Source organism: Ammonicoccus luteus, from assembly GCF_050880385.1.
GTDB lineage: Bacteria > Actinomycetota > Actinomycetes > Propionibacteriales > Propionibacteriaceae > Enemella.
The window spans coordinates 39,829-59,527 of sequence record NZ_JBNZCI010000006.1 but is presented as its reverse complement, the minus strand read 5'-3'; the positions used below and the strand labels follow the sequence as shown (position 1 = coordinate 59,527).

Here is a 19,699-nt window from a genome sequence, read left to right as displayed (position 1 = left end):
TCAGCGGCCCGGCTGAGGTACCTCGACCCCACCCACGATGTCCGCCAGCACCGACGCCGGGGTGTCACCCGCCATCGCCGCCTCCCTGGTCAGGATCAGGCGGTGGGTCAGCACGGGACCGGCGAGGAACTGGATGTCCGCCGGCATGACGAAGTTGCGCCCGTGGGTCGCCGCGAACACCTGCGCACACCGCACGAGAGCCCGCAGGCCGCGGGTGGAGGCGCCCAGCCGCAGCCGTTCGTCGGCGCGAGCCGTGGCCCCGATCGCGTGGGCATAGCGGAGGATGGGTTCGGCGACATGTACGCCGGCCAGGTGCCGCGAGAATTCCACGATCTGCCCCGGTCTCGTCACGGGCTCGATCTCATCGGTGTGACCGGCCCGGGATCCGGGGCGCAGGATCGCCAACTCGTGCTCAACGTCCGGGTAGCCGATCGCGATGCGGATCAGGAACCGGTCGAGTTGGGCCTCGGGGAGGCGATAGGTGCCGTCCAGGTCAATGGGGTTCTGGGTCGCGACCACGAGCATGGGCTCGGGCACACGGTGGGTCGTCCCGTCGACGGTGACCGTCCGCTCCTCCATCACCTCGAGCAGCGCGGATTGCGTCTTCGCGGCGGCGCGGTTGATCTCGTCGGCCAACATGATGTTGGTGAACACCGGTCCCTGCCGGAACGAGATCCGGCCGTCGCCGGGATTGAACACCGCCGTCCCGGTCACGTCGGCGGGCAGCAGGTCGGGCGTGAACTGGACTCGGCGGGACTCGCCGCCCAGGGCCCGCGCGAGGGCCCGCGCCAACGTGGTCTTGCCCGTGCCCGGGACGTCCTCCAGCAACACGTGTCCGCCGGCGAACAGGGCGACCAACACGAGATCGATCACCGCCCGCTTCCCATGCAGAACCGACTCGACCGCATCACCCAACCGGCCGTGCAGGCCCCGGAAGTCGCTGATCACCGCTTCCGTCGGAGGTGCGGGCGCATGCTGGCTCACGACGTGACTCAAGCTCGTCTCCTCATTGATTCAGCCGGGTGCGACAGCACCGGCAGGATGTTCGTCAGCCTCGGCCGAGAACTGCCCACGCGACACTGGAGCTTCCATGCGCTCCGTTGGCGCGGACCCCGATGCGGGCCACCTCGCCGCCCTGGCCACCGCAGGCGACGCTCGCGCTCAGCGCGGTCGTCGATGTTTGTCCGCCGCCTTCGCACAGGACCGTGTAGTCCGTCGCCCCGTCAACCGCCAGCCAGGAGAGGGTGCCCGTCGTGCCGTCCTGGCTCGCGCCCACGATCACCGGTGGCTGAAGGTCCACACGTGGCGGAGGATTCTGCGTCGGCGGTTGAGTGGTGCGGGTCGGTTCCTGCGTCGGCTGCGGTTCCCGAGTCGGTTCCTGCGTCGGCCGCGGATCCTCGGTCGGCTGCGGATCCCGAGTCGGTTCCTGGGTCGGCGCCGGATCCTGGGTGGGCTCTTGCGTAGGACGCGGGTCCTCGGTCGGCCGCGGATCCCTAGTCGGCTCCTGGGTCGGCGCCGGATCCTGGGTGGGCTCTTGCGTAGGGCGCGGATCCCGAGTCGGCTCTTGCGTCGGCACCGGATCGTCGGTCGGACGCGGATCCTGCGACGGGCGCGGGTCCTCAGTGGGACGCGGATCCAGAGTCGGTTCCTGGGTCGGCGCCGGCTCTTGCGTAGGACGCGGGTCCCGAGTCGGCTCTTGCGTCGGCACCGGATCGTCGGTCGGACGCGGATCCTGCGTCGGGCGCGGATCCTGCGTCGGGCGCGGGTCCTCCGTCGGACGCGGATCCTCAGTGGGACGCGGATCCCGAGTCGGATCCTGGGTCGGCACCGGATCGTCGGTCGGACGCGGATCCTCGGTCGGGCGCGGGTCCTCCGTCGGGCGCGGATCCTCCGTCGGGCGCGGATCCCGAGTCGGCTCCTGGGTCGGCACCGGGTCCTCGGTCGGACGCGGATCCTGCGTGGGCCGCGGGTCCCGAGTCGGTTCCTGGGTCGGCGCCGGGTCGTCGGTCGGACGCGGATCCTCAGTGGGACGCGGGTCCCGAGTCGGCTCTTGCGTCGGGACCGGGTCCTCAGTCGGACGCGGATCCTGCGACGGACGCGGGCCCTCAGTCGGACGCGGATCCCGCGTCGGAAGCTGGGTGGGCGCCGGCTCCTGCGTCGGACGCGGGTCTTCGGTCGGCCGCGGATCGCTGGTCGGCTCCGGGTCCTGGGTCGGACGCGGGTCCACAGGCGGAGCCGGTGCGCGCGTGGGCACGGGCTGCGGGTCGCGCGTCGGCACGGGCTGCGGGTCGGTGCCCTCGATAACCGGCGGCTCAGCGCGGGTGGGCTCGGGGCCCGGAGCACTCGTCCGCGGGGGTTCAGCGGGAGCCTGCGGCTCGCTCGGTGTGACCACCAGCGGAGGGGGCGGTTCCGGACGAGGAGCGGGTGGCTGCTCGCTCGGGGCAGGCTCGGCGGGCGGTGCCGACGTCGGCTGCACCGGCGCCTGAGGCTGAACAGGCGCCTGCGGCTGAACCGGTGACCAGGGCTCTTGGGCGGATTCGGGGGAGCGTTCGGTCGGCTGCGTTTCCGGCAAAGTGGGCGCGATCACGGGGTCAGCCGGCGGCACGACGGGTTCCGACGGCCCGCTGACCGGCTCTTGGCCGCTGGTCGGCGCGGCCTCTTCGCGGACGACACTCTCACCCACGCTGGTGCGGGCGGGCTCCTGGACAGCGCCGGGGTCCGGAGCCGGTGCCGAAGCAAGATCCTCACGCGCTTGGTCACGCCCGGCGAGCAGCGCGCCCGCCGAATTGGTCTCCGAGTCGAGTCGGATCGGCTGTGCCCCGCCCAACGGAACTCGATCGAACCGCTCAGCGCGGCCACCGCGGTCAATCTCGATGCCCTCGGGGGCACCGCTGACGTTGAACAGCAGCCGACCCTCATCGGTGACGGGCTCGGGGTCGGCATCGCCCGGTGTGGTGATGGCGGGTCCGGCGACCTGCCCGTCCCGGGTCAGCTGGATCACCCGGCTGCTGCCCTCGCACACGACATAGATGGTGTCGTTGAACGCAACCGGCCGGACGGGTCGCGGACAACCGAGAGCTCCGGTGGACACCTCACGTGCCTCGCCGCGGTCGAGGATCACGACGGCGGCACGATCGGGCAGCGCACCTGGCACAAGGTCGGCGGGCCCACTCACATGGGCGGGGTCGAGACCGACGAGGAGGGGGTCGTGCCGATAGCCGTCGTTCTTGGTCCCGACCTGCGCGATGACGCCGGCGCGGGGACCGAACACCGTCACCCCCGCCTCATGTGCGCTGAGGATCGCGTCCTCCCCGACCAAGTCCACACGCTTGGCCGACCGCTCCACGAAACGGCCGCCCTGAACGTCCCAGTCCAAGGCCCGCAGGAGGCCGCTCGCATCGAACACCCAAACCGTGCCCTGCTCATCCGCCGCGACGTCGGCGATCGGCACGTTCTTCGGAGTCACCCAGGACTCCCCCACGTCGCTCGCCCGCACGGGGTCGACGCGTGTCAGCGTGTTCCGTTCACCGTCGAGGACCAGCATCATCCCGCGGGCAACGACGACCTTGGACTGGCCCCGTGCGGAGCGGGAACCGCTGGCGAGCATGCGGCTCATGTCGACAGTCATGATCCCGCCGGTGCGCTCATTGCGCAGCGCCACGACGCCATTCCCCTGAGCGACATCAAGTCCTTCGCCCGGCTGCCCCACCTGATAGGCGCGCTCCACCCGCTTGGTGCTCGGGTTGTACTGCAAGGTCTCACCGCGCGCCACATCCGACAGCCAAGTGACCCCGTCACTCACGCCGATCGCCGTGCTGGCGACGCCGGAGCCGATCACCACCCCGACCAGCCCCAGTGCAATGACCGAAACAGCCGAAGCGTTGGCGATCTTCTTCGGCTGCGCGCGACTCACCAAATGGGCGAGGTGCGTCAAAGGGCTCTGCACTGTGACTCTCCTCGGCGCCATGAGTTGGGGGGCATATGGCGCCTGACTGCATCATTGTTGACCAAATCGTAATTTGTGAATCCCGTTTCAGGGATCGGAAACCGGCGGGGTCGGGGACGGGGTGCGGTACGCCCGCGGCCTCCACCCATCATCTGAGCTCGTGCGCGCCGGAATAGGCGTCGGCGAGATCCTCCGCGGTGACCAATCGCACTTCAGCCGCCCGACGCCCGATCGCGAACCGCACGTTCTGCACACGGCGCCCGCTCATCTCGGCGAACGGATCGTCGCGAGGGCCGAACGCAATGCGGGAGATGACCCGGATGGCGTCGTCCACGCGCTGGGGCCGGACGAGGTTCCAGGCATAGCCATGCCATGCCAGGACACGTTCATAGATCTCCCGGTTGGACGGCGGCCGCGGATAGGAGTCGTGACCCACGAGCCAGGGCTCTGCGAGCGCGAGGGCGACGAACCACTCCTTGCAGCCCGGCTTCAGCGTCGGCGCAGGCGCGGTGAGGTCCTCATCCCCGTCGCTCGGTTCCTCGGCCGCCGGCACCGGCACATAGGCGGGTTCGGCCTGCATCGGGCGGACGGTGACCTCGAGTGTCAGGTCGTCGAACTGGTCGGGCATGAGCCCCTGTCGCCCGCGGAGGACCGTGACCGTGTTCTCACCCTCGTCGAGCAGCGCGGTCATGCCCTTCACCAGGGTCACCCGGCGCGCCCCTCCGGGCGCTTCGAACAGGCTGGCCAACTGCGCCTCGATGCCACCGTGCCAGCGCAACCGGACGATGTCGTCGCCGACGATGAGCTCGCCCAACATTCGGGAGGTGTGCGGGGTGCTGTGCGGCAGCGACAACGTGGTGACCTGCAGCGTCGTGTCGGGTTCCTCCTCCGGCAGGATCGCGTGCGGCGCGCGCCCGAACACCAACGTCTCCTGGGAGCCGAGCACCACGGTGGACAGTCCGGCGCAGCGCACCTCGACCCGAAGCATGGCCCCTCCTGACCGATCCGACCGCGCCAGATCATCGACACCTCCGCGACAGGCTAGCGCCGGACCGGTCACCTGCAGGCTTCCTGCGACCTGGTCAATCCGCCAGTGTGATCCCCGGCTCCCGGGTCAGCAGTGCGTCGGTGGTCTCGGGTGGAGCGGTCTCCGGGACGAGCGCGATCCACACCGCCATGCCGCTGTGCGGGCCCTGGGCCCAGGGCGTGACCACCATCAGCAAGTGGTCGCCGTCAGCTCCTGCGGTCGGGGTCGCGTACCTCAGGAACCCCGTCACCCGCACCGCTCCCGGAATCGTGGGCCACGGTTCGGTGCGCACCCGTTCCGGGGTCACGCCGCCCCCCTGGCGATAACGGGCAATGAGCGCGGGCAGGATCCGTTCGGCAGAGGTCCGGGCGTCGCCGGTGGCGACCAACTCGGGCTCCGCGTCCCCGATCAGCAGGTTCGCGACAAGTTCTTCCCCCGTGCCGATCGGGATATATGCCTGCGTCGCCCGCCGCAGCACCGTGTTGATCCGGTCCACGTCGGACAGGGGGCGCACTTCGTCGGGCAGGGTCATCTCCACCCGCTCATAGATGACAGCGCGACGGTCCGGACCGAAGACATAGTCCCGATAAACGCGCTCCGGAGTCCCGAGATCCGTCGGGCGTGCCCGAAGAAAGTGCTGGGACTGTTGCGGCATTCCCTGACCGATCAGGCTGGTCGCGAGCAGCAGCACCGTCAGGAGCGAGGCGGCCCAGCCGACGGTGAACCAGCGAAGTGACCGCGGGGGCGTCAGCCCGGGGACGGGGATCACGCGGGGAACCGCACCTCGCGGCGTGGGGGCGTACGCCGAGTCGGCCAGCCACGCGGTCCACGCCTCGCCGTCCCACCAGCGGAACTGTTCGGCGTCGGGGTCAGCAGCAGTGCGGAGGTCCGCGTCTGCGCCGTCAGCGGCGGGCTCCGCTGTCGCCCCCACACCGCGCGGATCCGCATACCACCCCGCACGGGGCGGACGAGCGGGCGCGGCAGGCATGCGGGGATCGTAAACGAGCGGAGTCGCAGCTAGCTCGACGCGACCGCCGGCTCGTCGGTCTCGTCACCGGCGCGGGGCGCGCGAGTGTGGCTGCCGACCTTGAGCCCGTGCTCGTGCCACCAGAGAATGACCGCCACGATCACGCCGATCGACACCGACGTCGAGAAGACCTCGCGGATGCGCGTATTGGTCTGTTGCATCAGTGGCGAATAGGAGATGACGCGACCGAGGACATAGGCGAGGTTGAGCACCGCCACCCGCCAGAGGGCGATCAGGTCCAGCTTGGTTGCACCCAGCAGGGCGACGGGTAGGAAATAAATCAGGTCATACCACGGCAACGAATAGGCCGAGGTGATCACCCAGGCCGCCGCGATGACCACGGTGGTGCGCACGGAGATCACCAGGGGGTCCCGTTCGGGCCCGACCCCGTCCGGGCCGCCCGGAAGCGGTCGCCAGGGCAGGACGCGGGACAGCATCCAGCCGATGAGGATCGCCGAACCCCACGCGAGGACCGAGACGACCGACGACACCACGTCGAAGTCCATGAAGGGCTCGAGCAGCCGCCGGACCGGGTGCACCCACGACGAGCCCGCCACATAGGAAGCGTTCTTGGCGGCCAGCTCGAGCGCTGCGGGATAGAGGATGATGTAGACGATGACGTTCGGCACGGCGGCGCCGACCATGAACAGCAGGAACTTCTTGATCTCCCGGCGATAGGCCCAGGCCATGGCGACGCCGAACAGGCCGACTGTGGCCTTGCCCGTGCAGGCGACCCCCACCAGCAGGCCGGTCAGCAGCGGGTATTTGCGGATCGTGAGATAGGCCAGCATCGCGAAGAAGATCGAGACGGCCTCGTTGTGCGCCCCTGCGACGACCGCCCAGATCATGACCGGACTGCCGATCGTCCACACGATCGTCCGGGTCTGGAGTCCCGGGTTGCCGCGCGCGATCCAGACCACGACCGCGCAGGCGCCAATGAAGAACAGACAGCAGAACACCTGCAGGAAGAACACGATGTCGTGCATGTTGTCCCCGCCGAGCATGTTGGCCGCCCACTGCATCCAATAGATCAGCGGGCCATACACATTCACGGTGTCCTGCCAGGGGCGTTCGGTCCACCGGATGACCTCATCCCACTGCATCCGGAACACCTCGGCGGGCGAGTCGACATAGGGGTCGAACCCGAGTTTGGCGAGGCGACCGTACGCCGCGTACATCAACACATCCGCCGACGTCATCGGCGGCACGAGGACGGTCGCGACGTTGAGCCCCACCGCACCGATGAACAGCTTCTTGTTGTTCGGTCGCCAACCGACCGCGATCGCGCGCAACAAGATCCAGGTGCCGACCGCGCCCATGATGATCAGTGACCAGCCGAGGGCCGCGATGAGCCACGGGTTGGGCTTGAGGAGTCCCGGCAGATACCACGGCGGCAGCAGGCTGCCGTCCCGCGGTCCCAGGGTGAGCGTGGCGACGGAAGGCCCCAGGAAACCGATGAACAGAGTCAGCGCGGTCGAGGCGAGGATCAGAGCGATGCCGGTGCGGGGGTGGCGGTGCCACGGCGTCCCGGGTGGAGCGGAGAGCAGACCGCCCCAGCCGCGCCAGAACCCGCCGCGGTCCGTGGTCGCCGCGTCCTCGGGGCGGGCTGCGGCCACCGTCCCGACCGAGCCCGGTGCGGCCACCGGCTCGGTGGCATCAGGTGACTTCGTGCTCAACGTGACAGTCCTTCGGCCGGCTTCCGGGAATCACGCGGAGTCTATCCGCAACCCCAGACAGCGCTGCAGCGCCGATCCAGGGAGCGGCAAACGGTATGCCGCCCACCACCGCCGACCGACGTCCTAAGCTGAACTCCATGTGGCTCTCCACCGAGACGGGCACGTTGCCGGCTGCTCCGACCAAGGTCTGGGACATTGTGCGGGACATCACCCTCCTGCCGCGCTGGCACCATTTCTTCGCGTCGGTCACGCTGGAGGACCCGGAGACGGCGCTCCATCCGGGTCACGGACACTATGTCCCGTCCGGCTGGCGAGGGATTGTCCATGCGCGGACCGCCGGCCCGTTCACCACCTCGGTCGGCGAACGCTCTGTCGTCCTGCGCCAGCCCCAACCCGGTCGCGGCGAACAGATTTTCTCGTGGTGGGTGGCGCCCGGCGACCAGGGCACCCGGATCATCCAGCGCATCCGCGTGTCCGGTCGATACGGGCTGCTGTTCACGCGGCTGGTCGGCCACGGGTCGGCGCGGGGTTTCGATGAGGACGTACGCAAGCTCGGCCTCCTGCTCGACCGGCACTGACCGGCGATTGGCACGGACCCACCCCGACCCGCGTTGACCGGCACCGAGGGCACGCCCCGAGGGCGCCGCGGACCCGCGTACCCCCTCTGTCCTCACGGCAGCAAGGGCTCACCCGGCTGCAGACGCAACCACTTGTGTCCGTAACCCGCGAGCGGAAGCGTGACCCGCCCCCGGCTGTCGGCGGTGACGGGTGAGTCGGCGAAGATGTCGACGATCGGTACGCCGGCCCGGGCGCGACCCAGGTCGAACTCCACGTCGCAGGCCTCGTCGGAAAAGTTGTGGACGGCGAACACCGATGACTCCTCGAGGCGGCACTCGTGCACGAGCACGTGGTCGAGCTCCTGCTCGAGGACGTGGAAACTGCCCCAGCCGAGCTCCGGACAGGTCCGATAGTGCGTGATCAGGGACCGCACGAAGTTCCACAGTGATTCCGGATCGCGCCGCTGGGCCGCCACGTTGACGTGCGCCGGCCCCTGACCGTCTTCGAGCACCGGCTGAACGAGTTGTCGCGGCTGGGCAGCGGAGAAGCCGCCGTTCTTGCCGTCGGTCCACTGCATCGGGACGCGGACCGCCATCCGCCCGTCCTGGCTGATGTCCTCGCCCAGCCCGATCTCCTCGCCGTAATAGAGGGTGGGGGTGCCGGGGAGGGAGAAGAGCAGGGAGTACGCCATCCGCAGCCGCCGCGGATCATGGTTGAGCATCGTCGGCAGGCGGAGCGTCAGGCCGCGGTCATAGATCTGGACGTCCGGGTCGGGCCCAAAAGCGTCGAACACCTCCTGACGCTCCTCGTCGCTCAGCTTGTCGAGCGTGAGCTCGTCGTGGTTGCGCAGGAACGTCGCCCACTGGTTCTTGGAGTTGATGGTGGGGCGATCCAGCAGGGCCTTGGCCAGCGGGCGGGCGTCGCCGCGGGCCAGCGCGAGATAGCAGTTCTGCATGCCGATGAAGTCGAACATCATCGTGAGCTCGTCGCCGGCGTCGCCACCGAAATAGAGGAACTGGTCGGCGTGCGGCACGTTGACCTCCCCGAGGAGGATCGCGTCGCCCTTGCGGCGGTTGAGGAAAGCCCGCAGTTCCTTGAGGAACACGTGGGGGTCCGCGGGGACATCGGCACGGGCGTCAAGGGTTTCCGTGTCCTCGAAGATGAAGGGCACCGCGTCGACCCGGAACCCGTCGAGTCCGACCTGGAGCCAGAAGTCCATCACCCGCTGCACCTCTTCGCGGACCTTCGGGTTGGCCCAGTTGAGATCGGGCTGGTGCTTGTAGAAGTGATGGAGATACCACTCCCCCGTCTTCTCGTCCAGCTCCCAGATGCTGTCCTCCTTGTCCGGGAAGACAACCTCGTCGGAGGTGTCCGGCGGGGTGTCCGAACGCCACACGTAGTAGTCGCGGAACCGGTTGTCCTTGCTGCGCCGCGCGGCCTTGAACCACGGGTGCTGGTCGGAGGTGTGGTTGACGACGAGATCGGCGATGACGCGCATGCCGCGGTGATGCGCCATCCGGATCACCTCGACCACCCGGCCGTGGTCGCCCAGGCGCGAATCGACGCCATAGAAGTCGATGACGTCATAACCGTCGTCCCGGTCCGGGGTCGGATAGAAGGGCATGAGCCACAGGCAGGTGACGCCGAGTTCGGCGAGATAGTCGATCCGGTGGGCCAGCCCGGCGAGGTCGCCGATCCCGTCATCGTTGTGGTCGAGGAACGTTTCGATGTCGAGGCAATAGACGACCGCGCTCTTCCACCACTCGTCGGCAGTGTCGGTGATCCGCATGTCAGTTCTCCTTCCACGCCTGGAGCACGTGCTCGCCGAAGGCGTCGATGAAGCCGGCCTGGTCCTGGCCGACGTGATGGCAATAGATGTCGTCGAAGCCGAGGTCGGCGTACTCCGCCAACCATTCCGCGTGCTGACGCACATCCGCCGAGATGCGCACGTGGTCGTGGAGTGCCTCGGGCGGGACGAACCGCGCCACTTCGTCGAACGCCTCCGGGCTGTGGAGATCCCACGCGATCTCGGCCCCGAACACGTTCGTGCGCCACTGATCGTGGGCGATCGCGAGAGCTTCGGTGTCGGTGGGCGCCCACGACAGGTGGACCTGGAGGGCGATCTTTCCGCGCCCGCCCGCGCTGCGATAGGCGTCGATCACCTGCCGCAGGGTGTCGATCGGCTGATTGATCGTCACGAGACCATCGGCCCACTTCGCAACGCGCGCGGCGCTCTCGACCGAGACGGCGGGCGCGATGAGGAGCGGCATGGGGTCGGCTCGCTCCCAGACGCGGGCTTCGTGGAGGTTGATCAGTCCGCGGTGGGTGACGGTCCCGCCCCCGAGCAGGCGGCGGATCACGTCCACGCACTCCTCGAGTCGCTGGGTGCGGGTCTCCTTGTCGGGCCAGCGATCATCGGTGACGTGCTCGTTCATGTTCTCGCCGCTGCCCAGGGCGATCCAGAAGCGGCCGGGGAACATTTCCCCCAGGGTCGCGATCGCCTGGGCGGTGACCGTGGGGTGATAGCGCTGCCCGGGGGCGTGCACGCAGCCGAACTCGAGGTTCGTGCGGGCGAGAGCCGCCCCGAGCCACGAGAGGGTGAAGCCGGAATGCCCCTGGCGTTCGCTCCAGGGCGCGAGGTGATCGGAACACATCGCCATCGCGAAACCGGCGCGCTCGGCGTGCTGGACGTCGGCCAGGAGTTGACGCGGCCCGATCTGTTCGTGCGACGCATGGAAGCCGATTCGTGTCATGCAGCCATGAAAACAGGGGCCGTCACCAGCGGTATGCCCGGGTAGCTATTTGTCGATGCCGTTCGCTGGTCCGCGCCGAGCCGGTGGGCACGGGTCTGGGAAGATGCCGCGCATGACCGAACTCCCCACGCACCCGGGCCTGCGTACCCATCGCGACGGCGACATCCTCACCATCACCCTCGCCAACCCGGACAAGCGAAACCCCCAGACACCAACGCTGTGGTTCACCCTGGAGCAGCTGGCCAAGGGACTCGACCCGGAGATCCGGCTGGTGATCCTGAACGCCGACGGTCCGGACTTCTCGACCGGGTTGGACCGCGGGATGCTGTCACCGGACGGGATCAAGGGCGAGCCGCGGGTGCTGTCGGTCGCCGCCAACCGCGGCACGGGCGAGACCACCGAGCTCATTCGCGGGTTCCAGCGGGCGTTCACCGCTTGGGGCGAGGTGCCGGCGATCGTGGTGGCCGCCGTCCAGGGGCACGCGATCGGGGCCGGCTTCCAGCTCGCGCTTGCCGCGGATCTGCGGATCGTGGCGACCGACGTGCAGTTCGCCATGCGGGAGCCGTCACTGGGCCTGGTGCCGGATTTGGGGGGTACGCTGCCGCTGGTCCGCGCGCTGGGCTATTCGCGTGCGCTCGAGATCTGTGTCACGAGCCGGTTCATCGGGGCGCAGGAGGCGGTGGCATACGGGCTCGCCACGCTCGCCGTGCCACCGGAGAAGCTGACCGAGGTGACCGCGGAAGTGGCCCGAGCCGTGCTCGAAATCCCCGATGCCGCGCTGCGCGAAACCAAACAACTGCTGCGCGCCGCCGTGCACAACAGCGCCGAACAGCAGTTGGCGGCCGAGCGCGAGGCGCAGGCGCGGCTGCTCATCGGCGTGGTCGGCAAGCACATGGAGCAGCGCCCGCACGACCACGGGGATCATGACCACGACCACGGGGATCATGGGCACAGCCACGACCACGGGCACAGCCACTAGCGCGCGGCGGCGGCACGGGCAAAGCCACTAGCGCGCGACGGCTCCGGCGCGCTCGATGATCGGGATCTCCAGGTCCACCAACAGTCGGCGGACACGCTGATCGATCTTGTCGCAGATGCGGCGAACCGCGGCCGCGTCACGGCCCTCCGGGTCGTCAACGTCCCAGCGGACGACTCTGCGGGCCGGATATTGCGGCAGGTCACAGCCCATGTCGACGACGATGTCCGCGGCGTCCTCGACGTCGTAGGGAGTGCCCGTGGGGAACTCGCCGTCGATGACGATCCCGCGCTCGGCCAGCACCTCGGCGACGGCGGGGTTCACTCCGGCCGCCGGCCGCATGCCCGCGGCCCGGACGTGCACGGCATCGCCGGCCAACTGCTTGGTGAGCGCGGCGGCGAACTGCGAGCGACCGGTGTTGTGCACACACACGAAGAGGATCGTGGGGACCGGTTTGAATTCCCGACCTGCGGCTGCCGCACGGGCGGCGAGGCGGTCACGGGACTGCTTGGCGATCAGGGTTGCCAGGAAATCGGGCTTGCGTGCGGTCTGCTCCAGCGCTGTGCGCACGGTCGCCACCTCGGACGCGACAACGTCGCGCGCGAACGTATCGGAGTAGCGATAGGCCAGGTCCTCGACGATGGCGTCGTACTCGGAGTCAGAAATCCCTGTCATGACACCTATTGTTCACCTTCTGTTAACCTTCGCCAAGCCGGAAGGGTCGAATTCGACCCGAGTGTCGTCAAGATCACGTTGCCGTTTGGGGCAAGTCCCGGTGTAGTGGTCGGAAGGGCCTCTTTGACGTTGCCGGGAATGACCCCCTGACCGACCTAGGGTCAACGCGAGCCACCAACCCCTCCTCCGGGAGAGCCGATGATGACGTCGCCGCACCACCACCAGCGACCTGCCTGTCCCGCCCTTGATATGACGGACGCCTACTACGGTCGAGTCGCCGATATCCAAGCCGTTCTGCACGATCGCGTGACGGGCCTGCTGAGCGTCGTGCCTGATGGCCACGGCTGCCGCGAGTTCCTGAGCACTTTCCTGCGCGTCGACGCCGAGTTCTCCGCTGTCCAGAACAGCCTCAGCGAGTTGCACGCAGCGCTCGGCCGAGCGGGCGCCGTCGAGCCCGGCCAAGGAAACGACCGATGACCGAGGATCCCTTGCAGCGTGCGCTCGACGACCTCACGGTCGCTCGCGAACACCTGGCCCGCACGCAAGCGGAAATGATGGACGACCTCGGACGGCTGGTCGATGCCTGGGAGAGCGATGAGAACGAGGGCGGCCCGAAGGAGGCCTATCACCGGGTGCTGCAGGCTTGGTCGGGAGCTCTCGAGGCAATGGACCGTCACTTGAGCAGCTTGGACAAACGCCGGTCCGCCAAGGGTTTCCCGCCCGTCTGACAACCTGGGCAATATTGCAGTGATGAGTCCGCGAACGACACCTGCGCGATCGTGCCGCCGCAGACCGGACAGGCCTCGCCGGCGCGTGCGTGCACGCGGAGCCCCGATTTCTTCTCGCCCTTGAGGTCCTTGGCGGCCAGCCCTTCGGAGCGGGCGATGGCCTCGCCGAGTTCGGCGCGCAAGGCGGCATAGAGGGTGGCCACCTGGTCATCGGTGAGTCCGTTGGCGGGTTTGAACGGTGACAGTTTCGCCGCATGCAGGATCTCGTCCGAATAGGCGTTGCCGATGCCCGCGATCGTCCGCTGGTCACGCAGGACGCCCTTGAGCTGGGCACGCCCGGCATTCGTGAGGATCTGCGTGAACGCAGCGAGGGTGAAGTCGTCCGACAGCGGGTCCGGCCCCAAGGTCGCGATCTGCTCCACGTCCGCCAACTCCCGCACGACATGGATGGCCAGCTTGCGCTGGGTCCCGGCCTCGGTGAGCTCGAACCCGGAGCCGTCGTCGAAGGCCACCCTCAGCGCGAGCGGGCCCTTCCCGGGTCGAGCGGGCGTCGCGGCGACCTTGTCCTTCCACCGCAACCAGCCGGCCCGGGCCAAGTGGAAGGCCAGCCACAGCCCGTCCGATCCGAGCGCGAGGAACTTGCCGCGCCGGACGACCTCGGTGATCTCCAGCCCGGCGAGTCCGGTCAGTGGCACCTCGAATGTCTTGAGCGCGGTGAAGGAGGCGAGTTCCAACCTCGCGTACACCTTCCCCACACACCGCTCCGCCAGGAACCTGCGCAGGGATTCGACCTCCGGCATCTCGGGCATGACACCTCCGGCAATCTTTGGGTCTTCTAGTCTGGCACGACCCATTCGGGCGCCGGGAGCTCAAGAGCCGCGCTCAGCAGCTCGAGATAGCGGTCCCGGGGCACCTCGATCACCCCGAGGCTGGCGAGGTGGTCGGTGCGCCACTGAACGTCGAGAAGCCTGCCCCCCACGCCATCCGCGGTCAGCAGGTCGACCAGTCCGATGAGGGCCGCCTTGGAGGCGTCACGCCCGTGCACCGGGTCATGGAACATCGACTCCCCCGCGAACAAGCCACCCATATTGACCCCATAGAGCCCCCCGCACAACCGCCCCTCGGCATCCCAGGCCTCGACCGAGTGGACGATCCCGGCGTGATGCAGTTCCGCATAGTTGCGCGCGATCGCCTCGTCGATCCACCCATGCGGGCGGGCGGGATCAGCGCAGCGCGCGAGCACCTGACCGAACGCTTGGTCGACGGTGAGCCGATAGCGCTTCGCGGACTTTCGCAGGGAGCGGGACACCCGCAGCCCGTCAAGCGGCAGAATGCCGCGGCGCATCGGCGAGAACCAGCCGATCAGCCCCGGCGCGAACGGCATCGGGAACACCCCGTGCCGATAGGCGTGCAGGATCAGCGCAGGGCTCAACTCCACGGTCCCCCCGATGGCATCCAGCTTCGGCCAGGTTCTCGGGTCCTCGAACTTCACCACGCCGCCAGTGTCCCAGCCCAGCCCGACGGCGAGGGGGTTCTCGATCAGGTGCGCCTTGCACCTTGTGCCCCGACCCCCGAGGGCTGAGCCGGAAACCAGGGGCGGACCGTCCGGGGCCCTCCGGGGATTATCCGGGGCATCGCCGATCCATTATGCTTCCTCGACTGCGTAGATTGGGACCTGCGGCATTCACGCGCCGCAGCGAGGAGAGCACCATGCCCACTACCGACAATGCGTTCGGAGGCCTCGTCCCCCTCGGCAAGGTCCCCAACGCCGCCGGCAACCTGCTGCGTCGGGTGCTCGCGGTGGCGATCGATGGTTACAGCGCGCTGCCGCCCGCCAGGGAATCCGCAGCGAACCAGTTGCGCAAGCACCAGGACTCCGAGACGGCGATCGACTCGCTCATCAATCTCCACGTCACGATGGCCGGGGCCCAGGGCTTCGTGACCAACATCGGCGGGGTGATCACCACACTGGTGGCGATGCCGGCCAACATCGCGGGTGTCGCCGTCCTCCAAGCCCGGTTGGTGGCCACGATCGCGCACCTGCGCGGTTATGACATCGACGATCCTCGGGTGCGGACCGCGATCGCCATGTGCCTCGTGGGCGACGACCTCGAGAAGAGCCTCGGCGAGGCCGGTCTGCCGAGTTCCCCTCTCGTGGTCGCCACGGCGCCCGTCTATGACGCCGGGCTCGATCAGAAGATCTCCGATCGGGTCGCCGCGGACCTCCTCGCTCGCATCACCGGCAAGCGAGTGGTTGTCGCCATGACCAAGCGCGTGCCCGTGCTCGGCGGCGGCGTCGGCGCCGCCTTCGACGGCTGGGACACGCTGACCGTCGGCCGCTATGCCAAGAGCCAGCTGGTGGATCGACGCCGACGGCGATGAGCCCGCGTGGGCGTTTCGGGGATGGGGTGCGTGGCGTACCTTTCTGATCCAGATTCCGGATCAGATCCGCAGTGTCGGAACACCACCCGCCACAGTTGCCTTCTGATCCAGATTCTGGATCAGATCCGCAGCACGTGAACACCACCCGCCACGGAGCGGGATCAGACCCGTCCCCTTACACTCGCTCGTGTGAGCGGACTGAGCTTTGCCGATGTGATGGATGACTCGATCCTCGTCTATGTCGAGGACCACGAGCGGTTCGTCGAGTGGATCACCGAGCGCACGGGCGGCGGGTCGGACGAGATGTCGGTGGATCTGCACAAACAGCAGATCACCTATCGGCCCAAGCTGCACAAGCGGGAGGAGGTCGTCGCGCCGATCCATCTGTTGGGTTCCGTCGCCACCGAACCCCGATCGGCGATGTGGGCATGGGCGAACGAGCACGTCAAGGATCTGCCGGTCGCCCGCATGGTCGAACGCGTGCGCGACTTCGGCGCCTCCCGCGGCGTCGCCGAACTGACGACCCCTGAGATCTCCATCCCAGCGGACTCGGAGGGCTCCGACGGACTGGCCACGACCGCGACGACCATGGCCGCCATCTCATGCCGGATCACCGGCATCCCCACGGCCCAGATCATCACCGGCAACGGCATCCGGCTCGTCATGCTCGTCGATGCCGCCGGTTTCGCGCCCGCCACCCCGAGCGGGATCTCCTTCCCCCGCACGCTGATGAGTGCGATCAGCGCGCCCGGCTGGGTGCATGACCACCGGCGGGCGACGCAGGGGTACGCGCAAGCACGCAACCTCCCCTATGGCTGGGAACCGAACTTCGGCGCCCTCAACATCGGTTTCCCCGAAGGCAATGTCCGCGTGGCCTTCGATCAGGACGGGCGCGTGTCGGACATCCAGGCCGCGTTCGGGCAGCAGCCGCACCAACCCGGGCACTGAGCCCGGTCGCGCGGCTCAGCGGTCGAGGATCTCCGCGTACCGCATCCCCGCCTCGAACCGCGACGCCGCACCCAGCACCTCGCGGATAATCGCCACCTCGGTCCGCACCGATCGCGTGGACACCTCCAGTTCGCGGCTGACCATGTCGTCGGTCATCCCCTGCGCGAGCAACTCGAGAATCCGACGCTGCCGCGCCGTGAACCGGTCGAGGGTCGGGGGCCCGCTGTCGTTGAGCGGCGCGGCGGTGCTCCAGAGATCCTCGAAGTGTCCGACGACGCTGCGGATGAGGTCGGCGTTCAGGATGCGTACGCCTTCCCGCTCTGCCCGGCCCTCCGCGGAGGTGACATCCACGAGCGCAACCGAGCGATTGACGACTGTCAGGCGGCGGATGGCGCGCGGGGACACCCGGATATGGGCACCCCCGTCGCCGAGCGCATCGACCTGGTCACGGGCGGTCCCGGAGGTCGCCGACGGCGGCACGACGATCCGCGTCACGGCCGCCGAGAGGATAGGCCGGGTGGCCCGCGGACCGAATCGCGTGACGACGGCGAGCCGCTCCGAGGCGGGCATGGCCTCGAGTTGAGCCGTGGCCCGGCGCATGGCCGGCATGCCGGACAGGAAACGGACATCGATTCCGGCCCTGGTGAGACATTGCTCGCGCAGACGGCGTGCAAACGGATCGCTGGCGGTTTCCTCAACTCGGGCTGACACGACACGCTCCTGCTGTGCTGGGGGATCACCTGGCGGCGATGCACTGTTGCCACGCTAGCCTGAAGGGCTGCTCAGCCACCCCTCAGGAATGGGGAATTTTCCGCGGACATCGCCCATCTCCCGTGCCTGCAGGGATTTCCGGCACCCTGCACAATGGGGTGATGATCGGTCGTCTTCACCACGTGGTGCTTCCCAGCCGGGATCCCCGTCAGACCGCCCAGTTCTGGTCACGGATCCTCGACCTGCCGATCGTCGCGGACGACCCCGAGCTCGTCGTGGTGGCAAGCAACGAAGCCGCCCCCGGCCTGGCCTTCCGGCCGCTCACCCCGACCGAGCTCGCCGAACGCCCGGACCGCCCGGGCCGCGACGACGGCCGCCAGGACGCCCCCGTCATCCAACTGCTCGTCAACGACTTCGCGACCGCGGTGGATGAGGTGTGGCGGGCGGGCTGCCATCCGGTCGAGGGCCGCGAGGACCTGTTCGCAGATCCCGACGGCAATCGGTTCCAGTTGCTTCCCCGCGTCACCCCGCCGGCGCCCGAGCCCACGATCTGGCGCCGTTTCGTCGCGATCGGCGACTCGGTGACCGAGGGCATGGTCGACTCCGACGGGCACGGCCAGTGGATCGGGTGGGCGGACCGGCTGGCCGCGCATATCGCGACGCATCAGGATCAGCCGTTGGAATACGCGAACCTCGCCGTCTCCGGCTATCGCATCCACGACATCCGGACCCAGCAGTTCGATGCCGCGCTCGCGATGGAGCCGGACCTGATGGGGATCGTCGGCGGGGTGAACGATGTGATCTCCCTGCGTCCGGACTTCGACCAGATGGCCGCGGATCTCGACATCATGTTCGCCCGCGCGCGGGCACGCGGAATCACGGTCATCTCGTTCACGAACCCCGACATCTCGCGAGCGAATCCGCTCGCGACCGTGGTGCGCGATCGCCTGCTCACCCTGAACGGCATCGTTCGGCGGCTGGCCCGCGAACACGGCGTCCTGTTCGTGGACTTCGAGCACGTGCCGGTGGCATCGGACCCGCGGCTGTGGGGCGAAGACCGGTTGCACATCAACATGCTCGGACACATTCGCGTCGCCGCCGGCATGGCCTGGTTGCTGGCGCTGCCCGGGTTCGACCGCAGCTGGGCGGTGGACATCGACGAACAGCCTGGCGACGTGCCCGAGGGGGTCACCGATCAGGTGCGCGCCGGCGCCAAGTCCCACATCGACTGGGCCCGGCGGCACTTCGGGCCGTGGGTGGTGGCTGGTTTGCGGGGCAAGGAATACAGCCAGGGCAAGGAATGCAAACGCCCCGCCCTGGCTGCGGTCGAGGTCCGCAAGGAATAGCTGCGGTCGAAGTCCGCAAGGAATAGCTGCGGCCGCCCCGACGAAAGGTCAGTCGCCGACGGCCTCCCGGCCGCGCCGGACGATCTTCGGGTCCGGGATGCCGATGACGTCGTGGTTCTTGTCCGGATAGTCGAACTGGGACAGGAACGAGCGCATGGCCTCGATGCGGGCGCGCTTCTTGTCGTTGGACTTGATCGTCGTCCACGGCGCCCAGTCGGTGTCGGTGCGGAGGAACATCTGCTCCTTCGCATCCGTGTACGCCTCCCACCGGTCCAGCGATTCCAGATCCATCGGCGACAGCTTCCACCGTCGCACCGGGTCGATCTGGCGGATCGCGAACCGCGTGCGCTGCTCGTGCTGGGTGACGGAGAACCAGAACTTCGTCAGATGGATGCCGGAATCGACGATCATGTGCTCGAACTTCGGCGCCTGCTCCATGAAGGTCTCGTATTCCTCATCGCTGCAGAACCCCATCACGCGCTCGACGCCCGCGCGGTTGTACCACGACCGGTCGAACAGCACGAGTTCCCCGAAGGTGGGGAAGTGGTTGATGTACCGCTGGAAATACCACTGCCCCCGCTCGCGGTCGTTCGGCTTGTTGAGCGCGACCACGCGCGCGCCGCGGGGGTTGAGGTGTTCGGTGAACCGCTTGATCGTGCCACCCTTGCCGGCGGCGTCGCGGCCCTCGAAGACGATGATGTGGCGCAGGTCGTTGTCCTCCGACCAGTACTGCACCTTCAGCAACTCGATCTGCAGCTGGTACTTGATCTCGTCGTATTCGTCGCGAGTCATCCGGACGTCGTAGGGATAGTCCTCTTCCCACGTCTCCACGGCATTGCCGCCCGGGTCGATCAGGTCGGGATCCTCATCCTTGCCGCCCTGCACCGTGTATCCCTCGGACCGCAGGCGGTCAATGTATTCCCGGAGGTTCATCTGCATGGCGGCA

19 protein-coding genes are annotated in these 19,699 nt (G+C 68.4%); 7 read left to right on the top strand and 12 right to left on the bottom strand.

The annotated features are described in order from the left end of the window. From ACQ260_RS13625 to ACQ260_RS13605, 5 genes are all read right to left on the bottom strand, one after another. A complete protein-coding gene (locus ACQ260_RS13625) occupies positions 1-996 on the bottom strand; it encodes an AAA family ATPase (RefSeq protein WP_432560006.1) in 996 nt (331 codons plus the stop codon). Between the two features lie 52 nt (positions 997-1,048). Continuing rightward, positions 1,049-3,946, bottom strand: a complete 2,898-nt coding sequence (locus ACQ260_RS13620; RefSeq protein WP_432560005.1) for a hypothetical protein — start codon at positions 3,944-3,946, stop codon at positions 1,049-1,051. A 148-nt stretch (positions 3,947-4,094) separates the two neighbouring features. After that, the gene (locus ACQ260_RS13615) at positions 4,095-4,934 is read right to left on the bottom strand and encodes a hypothetical protein (RefSeq protein ID WP_432560004.1); all 840 of its coding nucleotides are present in this window, start codon (positions 4,932-4,934) and stop codon (positions 4,095-4,097) included. A 94-nt stretch (positions 4,935-5,028) separates the two neighbouring features. Further along, positions 5,029-5,961, bottom strand: a complete 933-nt coding sequence (locus ACQ260_RS13610) for a hypothetical protein (protein ID WP_432560003.1) — start codon at positions 5,959-5,961, stop codon at positions 5,029-5,031. A gap of 29 nt (positions 5,962-5,990) precedes the next feature. Next, positions 5,991-7,676, bottom strand: coding sequence for an MptA/MptB family glycosyltransferase (locus ACQ260_RS13605; protein WP_432560002.1), 1,686 nt, complete (start codon positions 7,674-7,676; stop codon positions 5,991-5,993). Positions 7,677-7,813: 137 nt separating this feature from the next. On the opposite strand from ACQ260_RS13605, the gene ACQ260_RS13600 reads away from it, so the two are divergent. Beyond that, positions 7,814-8,254, top strand: a complete 441-nt coding sequence (locus ACQ260_RS13600; protein ID WP_432560001.1) for an SRPBCC family protein — start codon at positions 7,814-7,816, stop codon at positions 8,252-8,254. A 92-nt stretch (positions 8,255-8,346) separates the two neighbouring features. Here ACQ260_RS13600 and ACQ260_RS13595 read toward each other — a convergent pair whose 3' ends face one another. Further along, positions 8,347-10,023: an alpha-amylase family protein gene (locus ACQ260_RS13595; RefSeq protein WP_432560000.1), complete on the bottom strand. Its 1,677-nt coding sequence runs from the start codon at positions 10,021-10,023 to the stop codon at positions 8,347-8,349. Position 10,024: 1 nt separating this feature from the next. Further along, a complete protein-coding gene (locus ACQ260_RS13590; RefSeq protein ID WP_432559999.1) occupies positions 10,025-10,987 on the bottom strand; it encodes a TIGR03885 family FMN-dependent LLM class oxidoreductase in 963 nt (320 codons plus the stop codon). 112 nt (positions 10,988-11,099) lie between these two features. Between ACQ260_RS13590 and ACQ260_RS13585 the strand changes: the two genes are divergently transcribed. After that, positions 11,100-11,966, top strand: coding sequence for an enoyl-CoA hydratase/isomerase family protein (locus ACQ260_RS13585; RefSeq protein ID WP_432559998.1), 867 nt, complete (start codon positions 11,100-11,102; stop codon positions 11,964-11,966). Positions 11,967-11,993: 27 nt separating this feature from the next. Here ACQ260_RS13585 and ACQ260_RS13580 read toward each other — a convergent pair whose 3' ends face one another. Then, positions 11,994-12,638, bottom strand: a complete 645-nt coding sequence (locus tag ACQ260_RS13580) for an arsenate-mycothiol transferase ArsC (protein WP_432559997.1) — start codon at positions 12,636-12,638, stop codon at positions 11,994-11,996. 198 nt (positions 12,639-12,836) lie between these two features. Here ACQ260_RS13580 and ACQ260_RS13575 point away from each other — a divergent pair, with 198 nt between their 5' ends. Further along, complete coding sequence (locus ACQ260_RS13575; protein ID WP_432559996.1) at positions 12,837-13,115, top strand: hypothetical protein; 279 nt, start codon at positions 12,837-12,839, stop codon at positions 13,113-13,115. Beyond that, the gene (locus tag ACQ260_RS13570) at positions 13,112-13,366 is read left to right on the top strand and encodes a hypothetical protein (protein ID WP_432559995.1); all 255 of its coding nucleotides are present in this window, start codon (positions 13,112-13,114) and stop codon (positions 13,364-13,366) included. Before ACQ260_RS13575 ends, ACQ260_RS13570 begins: the two co-directional genes overlap by 4 nt. Here the strand turns inward: ACQ260_RS13570 and ACQ260_RS13565 are convergent. Beyond that, positions 13,312-14,175 carry an Fpg/Nei family DNA glycosylase gene (locus ACQ260_RS13565; protein ID WP_432559994.1) on the bottom strand — a complete coding sequence of 288 codons (864 nt, stop codon included), beginning with the start codon at positions 14,173-14,175 and terminating at the stop codon, positions 13,312-13,314. The genes ACQ260_RS13570 and ACQ260_RS13565 overlap by 55 nt on opposite strands. 26 nt (positions 14,176-14,201) lie before the next feature. Beyond that, a complete protein-coding gene (aat, locus tag ACQ260_RS13560; protein ID WP_432559993.1) occupies positions 14,202-14,861 on the bottom strand; it encodes a leucyl/phenylalanyl-tRNA--protein transferase in 660 nt (219 codons plus the stop codon). Positions 14,862-15,076: 215 nt separating this feature from the next. Between aat and ACQ260_RS13555 the strand changes: the two genes are divergently transcribed. Together ACQ260_RS13555 and ACQ260_RS13550 are read left to right on the top strand one after the other, a co-directional pair. Continuing rightward, positions 15,077-15,748: an EcsC family protein gene (locus tag ACQ260_RS13555; protein ID WP_432559992.1), complete on the top strand. Its 672-nt coding sequence runs from the start codon at positions 15,077-15,079 to the stop codon at positions 15,746-15,748. A 189-nt stretch (positions 15,749-15,937) separates the two neighbouring features. Beyond that, positions 15,938-16,696: a DUF6882 domain-containing protein gene (locus tag ACQ260_RS13550; RefSeq protein ID WP_432559991.1), complete on the top strand. Its 759-nt coding sequence runs from the start codon at positions 15,938-15,940 to the stop codon at positions 16,694-16,696. Positions 16,697-16,711: 15 nt separating this feature from the next. On the opposite strand, the gene ACQ260_RS13545 is transcribed toward ACQ260_RS13550, so the two are convergent. Then, the gene (locus tag ACQ260_RS13545; RefSeq protein WP_432559990.1) at positions 16,712-17,407 is read right to left on the bottom strand and encodes a helix-turn-helix transcriptional regulator; all 696 of its coding nucleotides are present in this window, start codon (positions 17,405-17,407) and stop codon (positions 16,712-16,714) included. A 161-nt stretch (positions 17,408-17,568) separates the two neighbouring features. Here ACQ260_RS13545 and ACQ260_RS13540 point away from each other — a divergent pair, with 161 nt between their 5' ends. Continuing rightward, entirely contained in the window at positions 17,569-18,753 is a 1,185-nt protein-coding gene (locus ACQ260_RS13540) for a GDSL-type esterase/lipase family protein (RefSeq protein ID WP_432559989.1), read from the top strand. Between the two features lie 48 nt (positions 18,754-18,801). On the opposite strand, the gene ppk2 is transcribed toward ACQ260_RS13540, so the two are convergent. Continuing rightward, a complete protein-coding gene (ppk2, locus tag ACQ260_RS13535; RefSeq protein ID WP_432559988.1) occupies positions 18,802-19,692 on the bottom strand; it encodes a polyphosphate kinase 2 in 891 nt (296 codons plus the stop codon). Between the last annotated feature and the right edge of the window lie 7 nt (positions 19,693-19,699).

Coding starts and splice junctions, on each gene's coding strand:
- ppk2 (WP_432559988.1), bottom strand. CDS start 19,692: ATGCAGATGAACCTCCGGGAATACATTGACCGCCTGCGGTCCGAGGGA.
- ACQ260_RS13585 (WP_432559998.1), top strand. CDS start 11,100: ATGACCGAACTCCCCACGCACCCGGGCCTGCGTACCCATCGCGACGGC.
- ACQ260_RS13565 (WP_432559994.1), bottom strand. CDS start 14,175: ATGCCCGAGATGCCGGAGGTCGAATCCCTGCGCAGGTTCCTGGCGGAG.
- ACQ260_RS13570 (WP_432559995.1), top strand. CDS start 13,112: ATGACCGAGGATCCCTTGCAGCGTGCGCTCGACGACCTCACGGTCGCT.
- ACQ260_RS13600 (WP_432560001.1), top strand. CDS start 7,814: ATGTGGCTCTCCACCGAGACGGGCACGTTGCCGGCTGCTCCGACCAAG.
- ACQ260_RS13610 (WP_432560003.1), bottom strand. CDS start 5,961: ATGCCTGCCGCGCCCGCTCGTCCGCCCCGTGCGGGGTGGTATGCGGAT.
- ACQ260_RS13580 (WP_432559997.1), bottom strand. CDS start 12,638: ATGACAGGGATTTCTGACTCCGAGTACGACGCCATCGTCGAGGACCTG.
- ACQ260_RS13590 (WP_432559999.1), bottom strand. CDS start 10,987: ATGACACGAATCGGCTTCCATGCGTCGCACGAACAGATCGGGCCGCGT.
- ACQ260_RS13615 (WP_432560004.1), bottom strand. CDS start 4,934: ATGCTTCGGGTCGAGGTGCGCTGCGCCGGACTGTCCACCGTGGTGCTC.
- ACQ260_RS13555 (WP_432559992.1), top strand. CDS start 15,077: ATGCCCACTACCGACAATGCGTTCGGAGGCCTCGTCCCCCTCGGCAAG.
- ACQ260_RS13540 (WP_432559989.1), top strand. CDS start 17,569: ATGATCGGTCGTCTTCACCACGTGGTGCTTCCCAGCCGGGATCCCCGT.
- ACQ260_RS13595 (WP_432560000.1), bottom strand. CDS start 10,023: ATGCGGATCACCGACACTGCCGACGAGTGGTGGAAGAGCGCGGTCGTC.
- ACQ260_RS13575 (WP_432559996.1), top strand. CDS start 12,837: ATGATGACGTCGCCGCACCACCACCAGCGACCTGCCTGTCCCGCCCTT.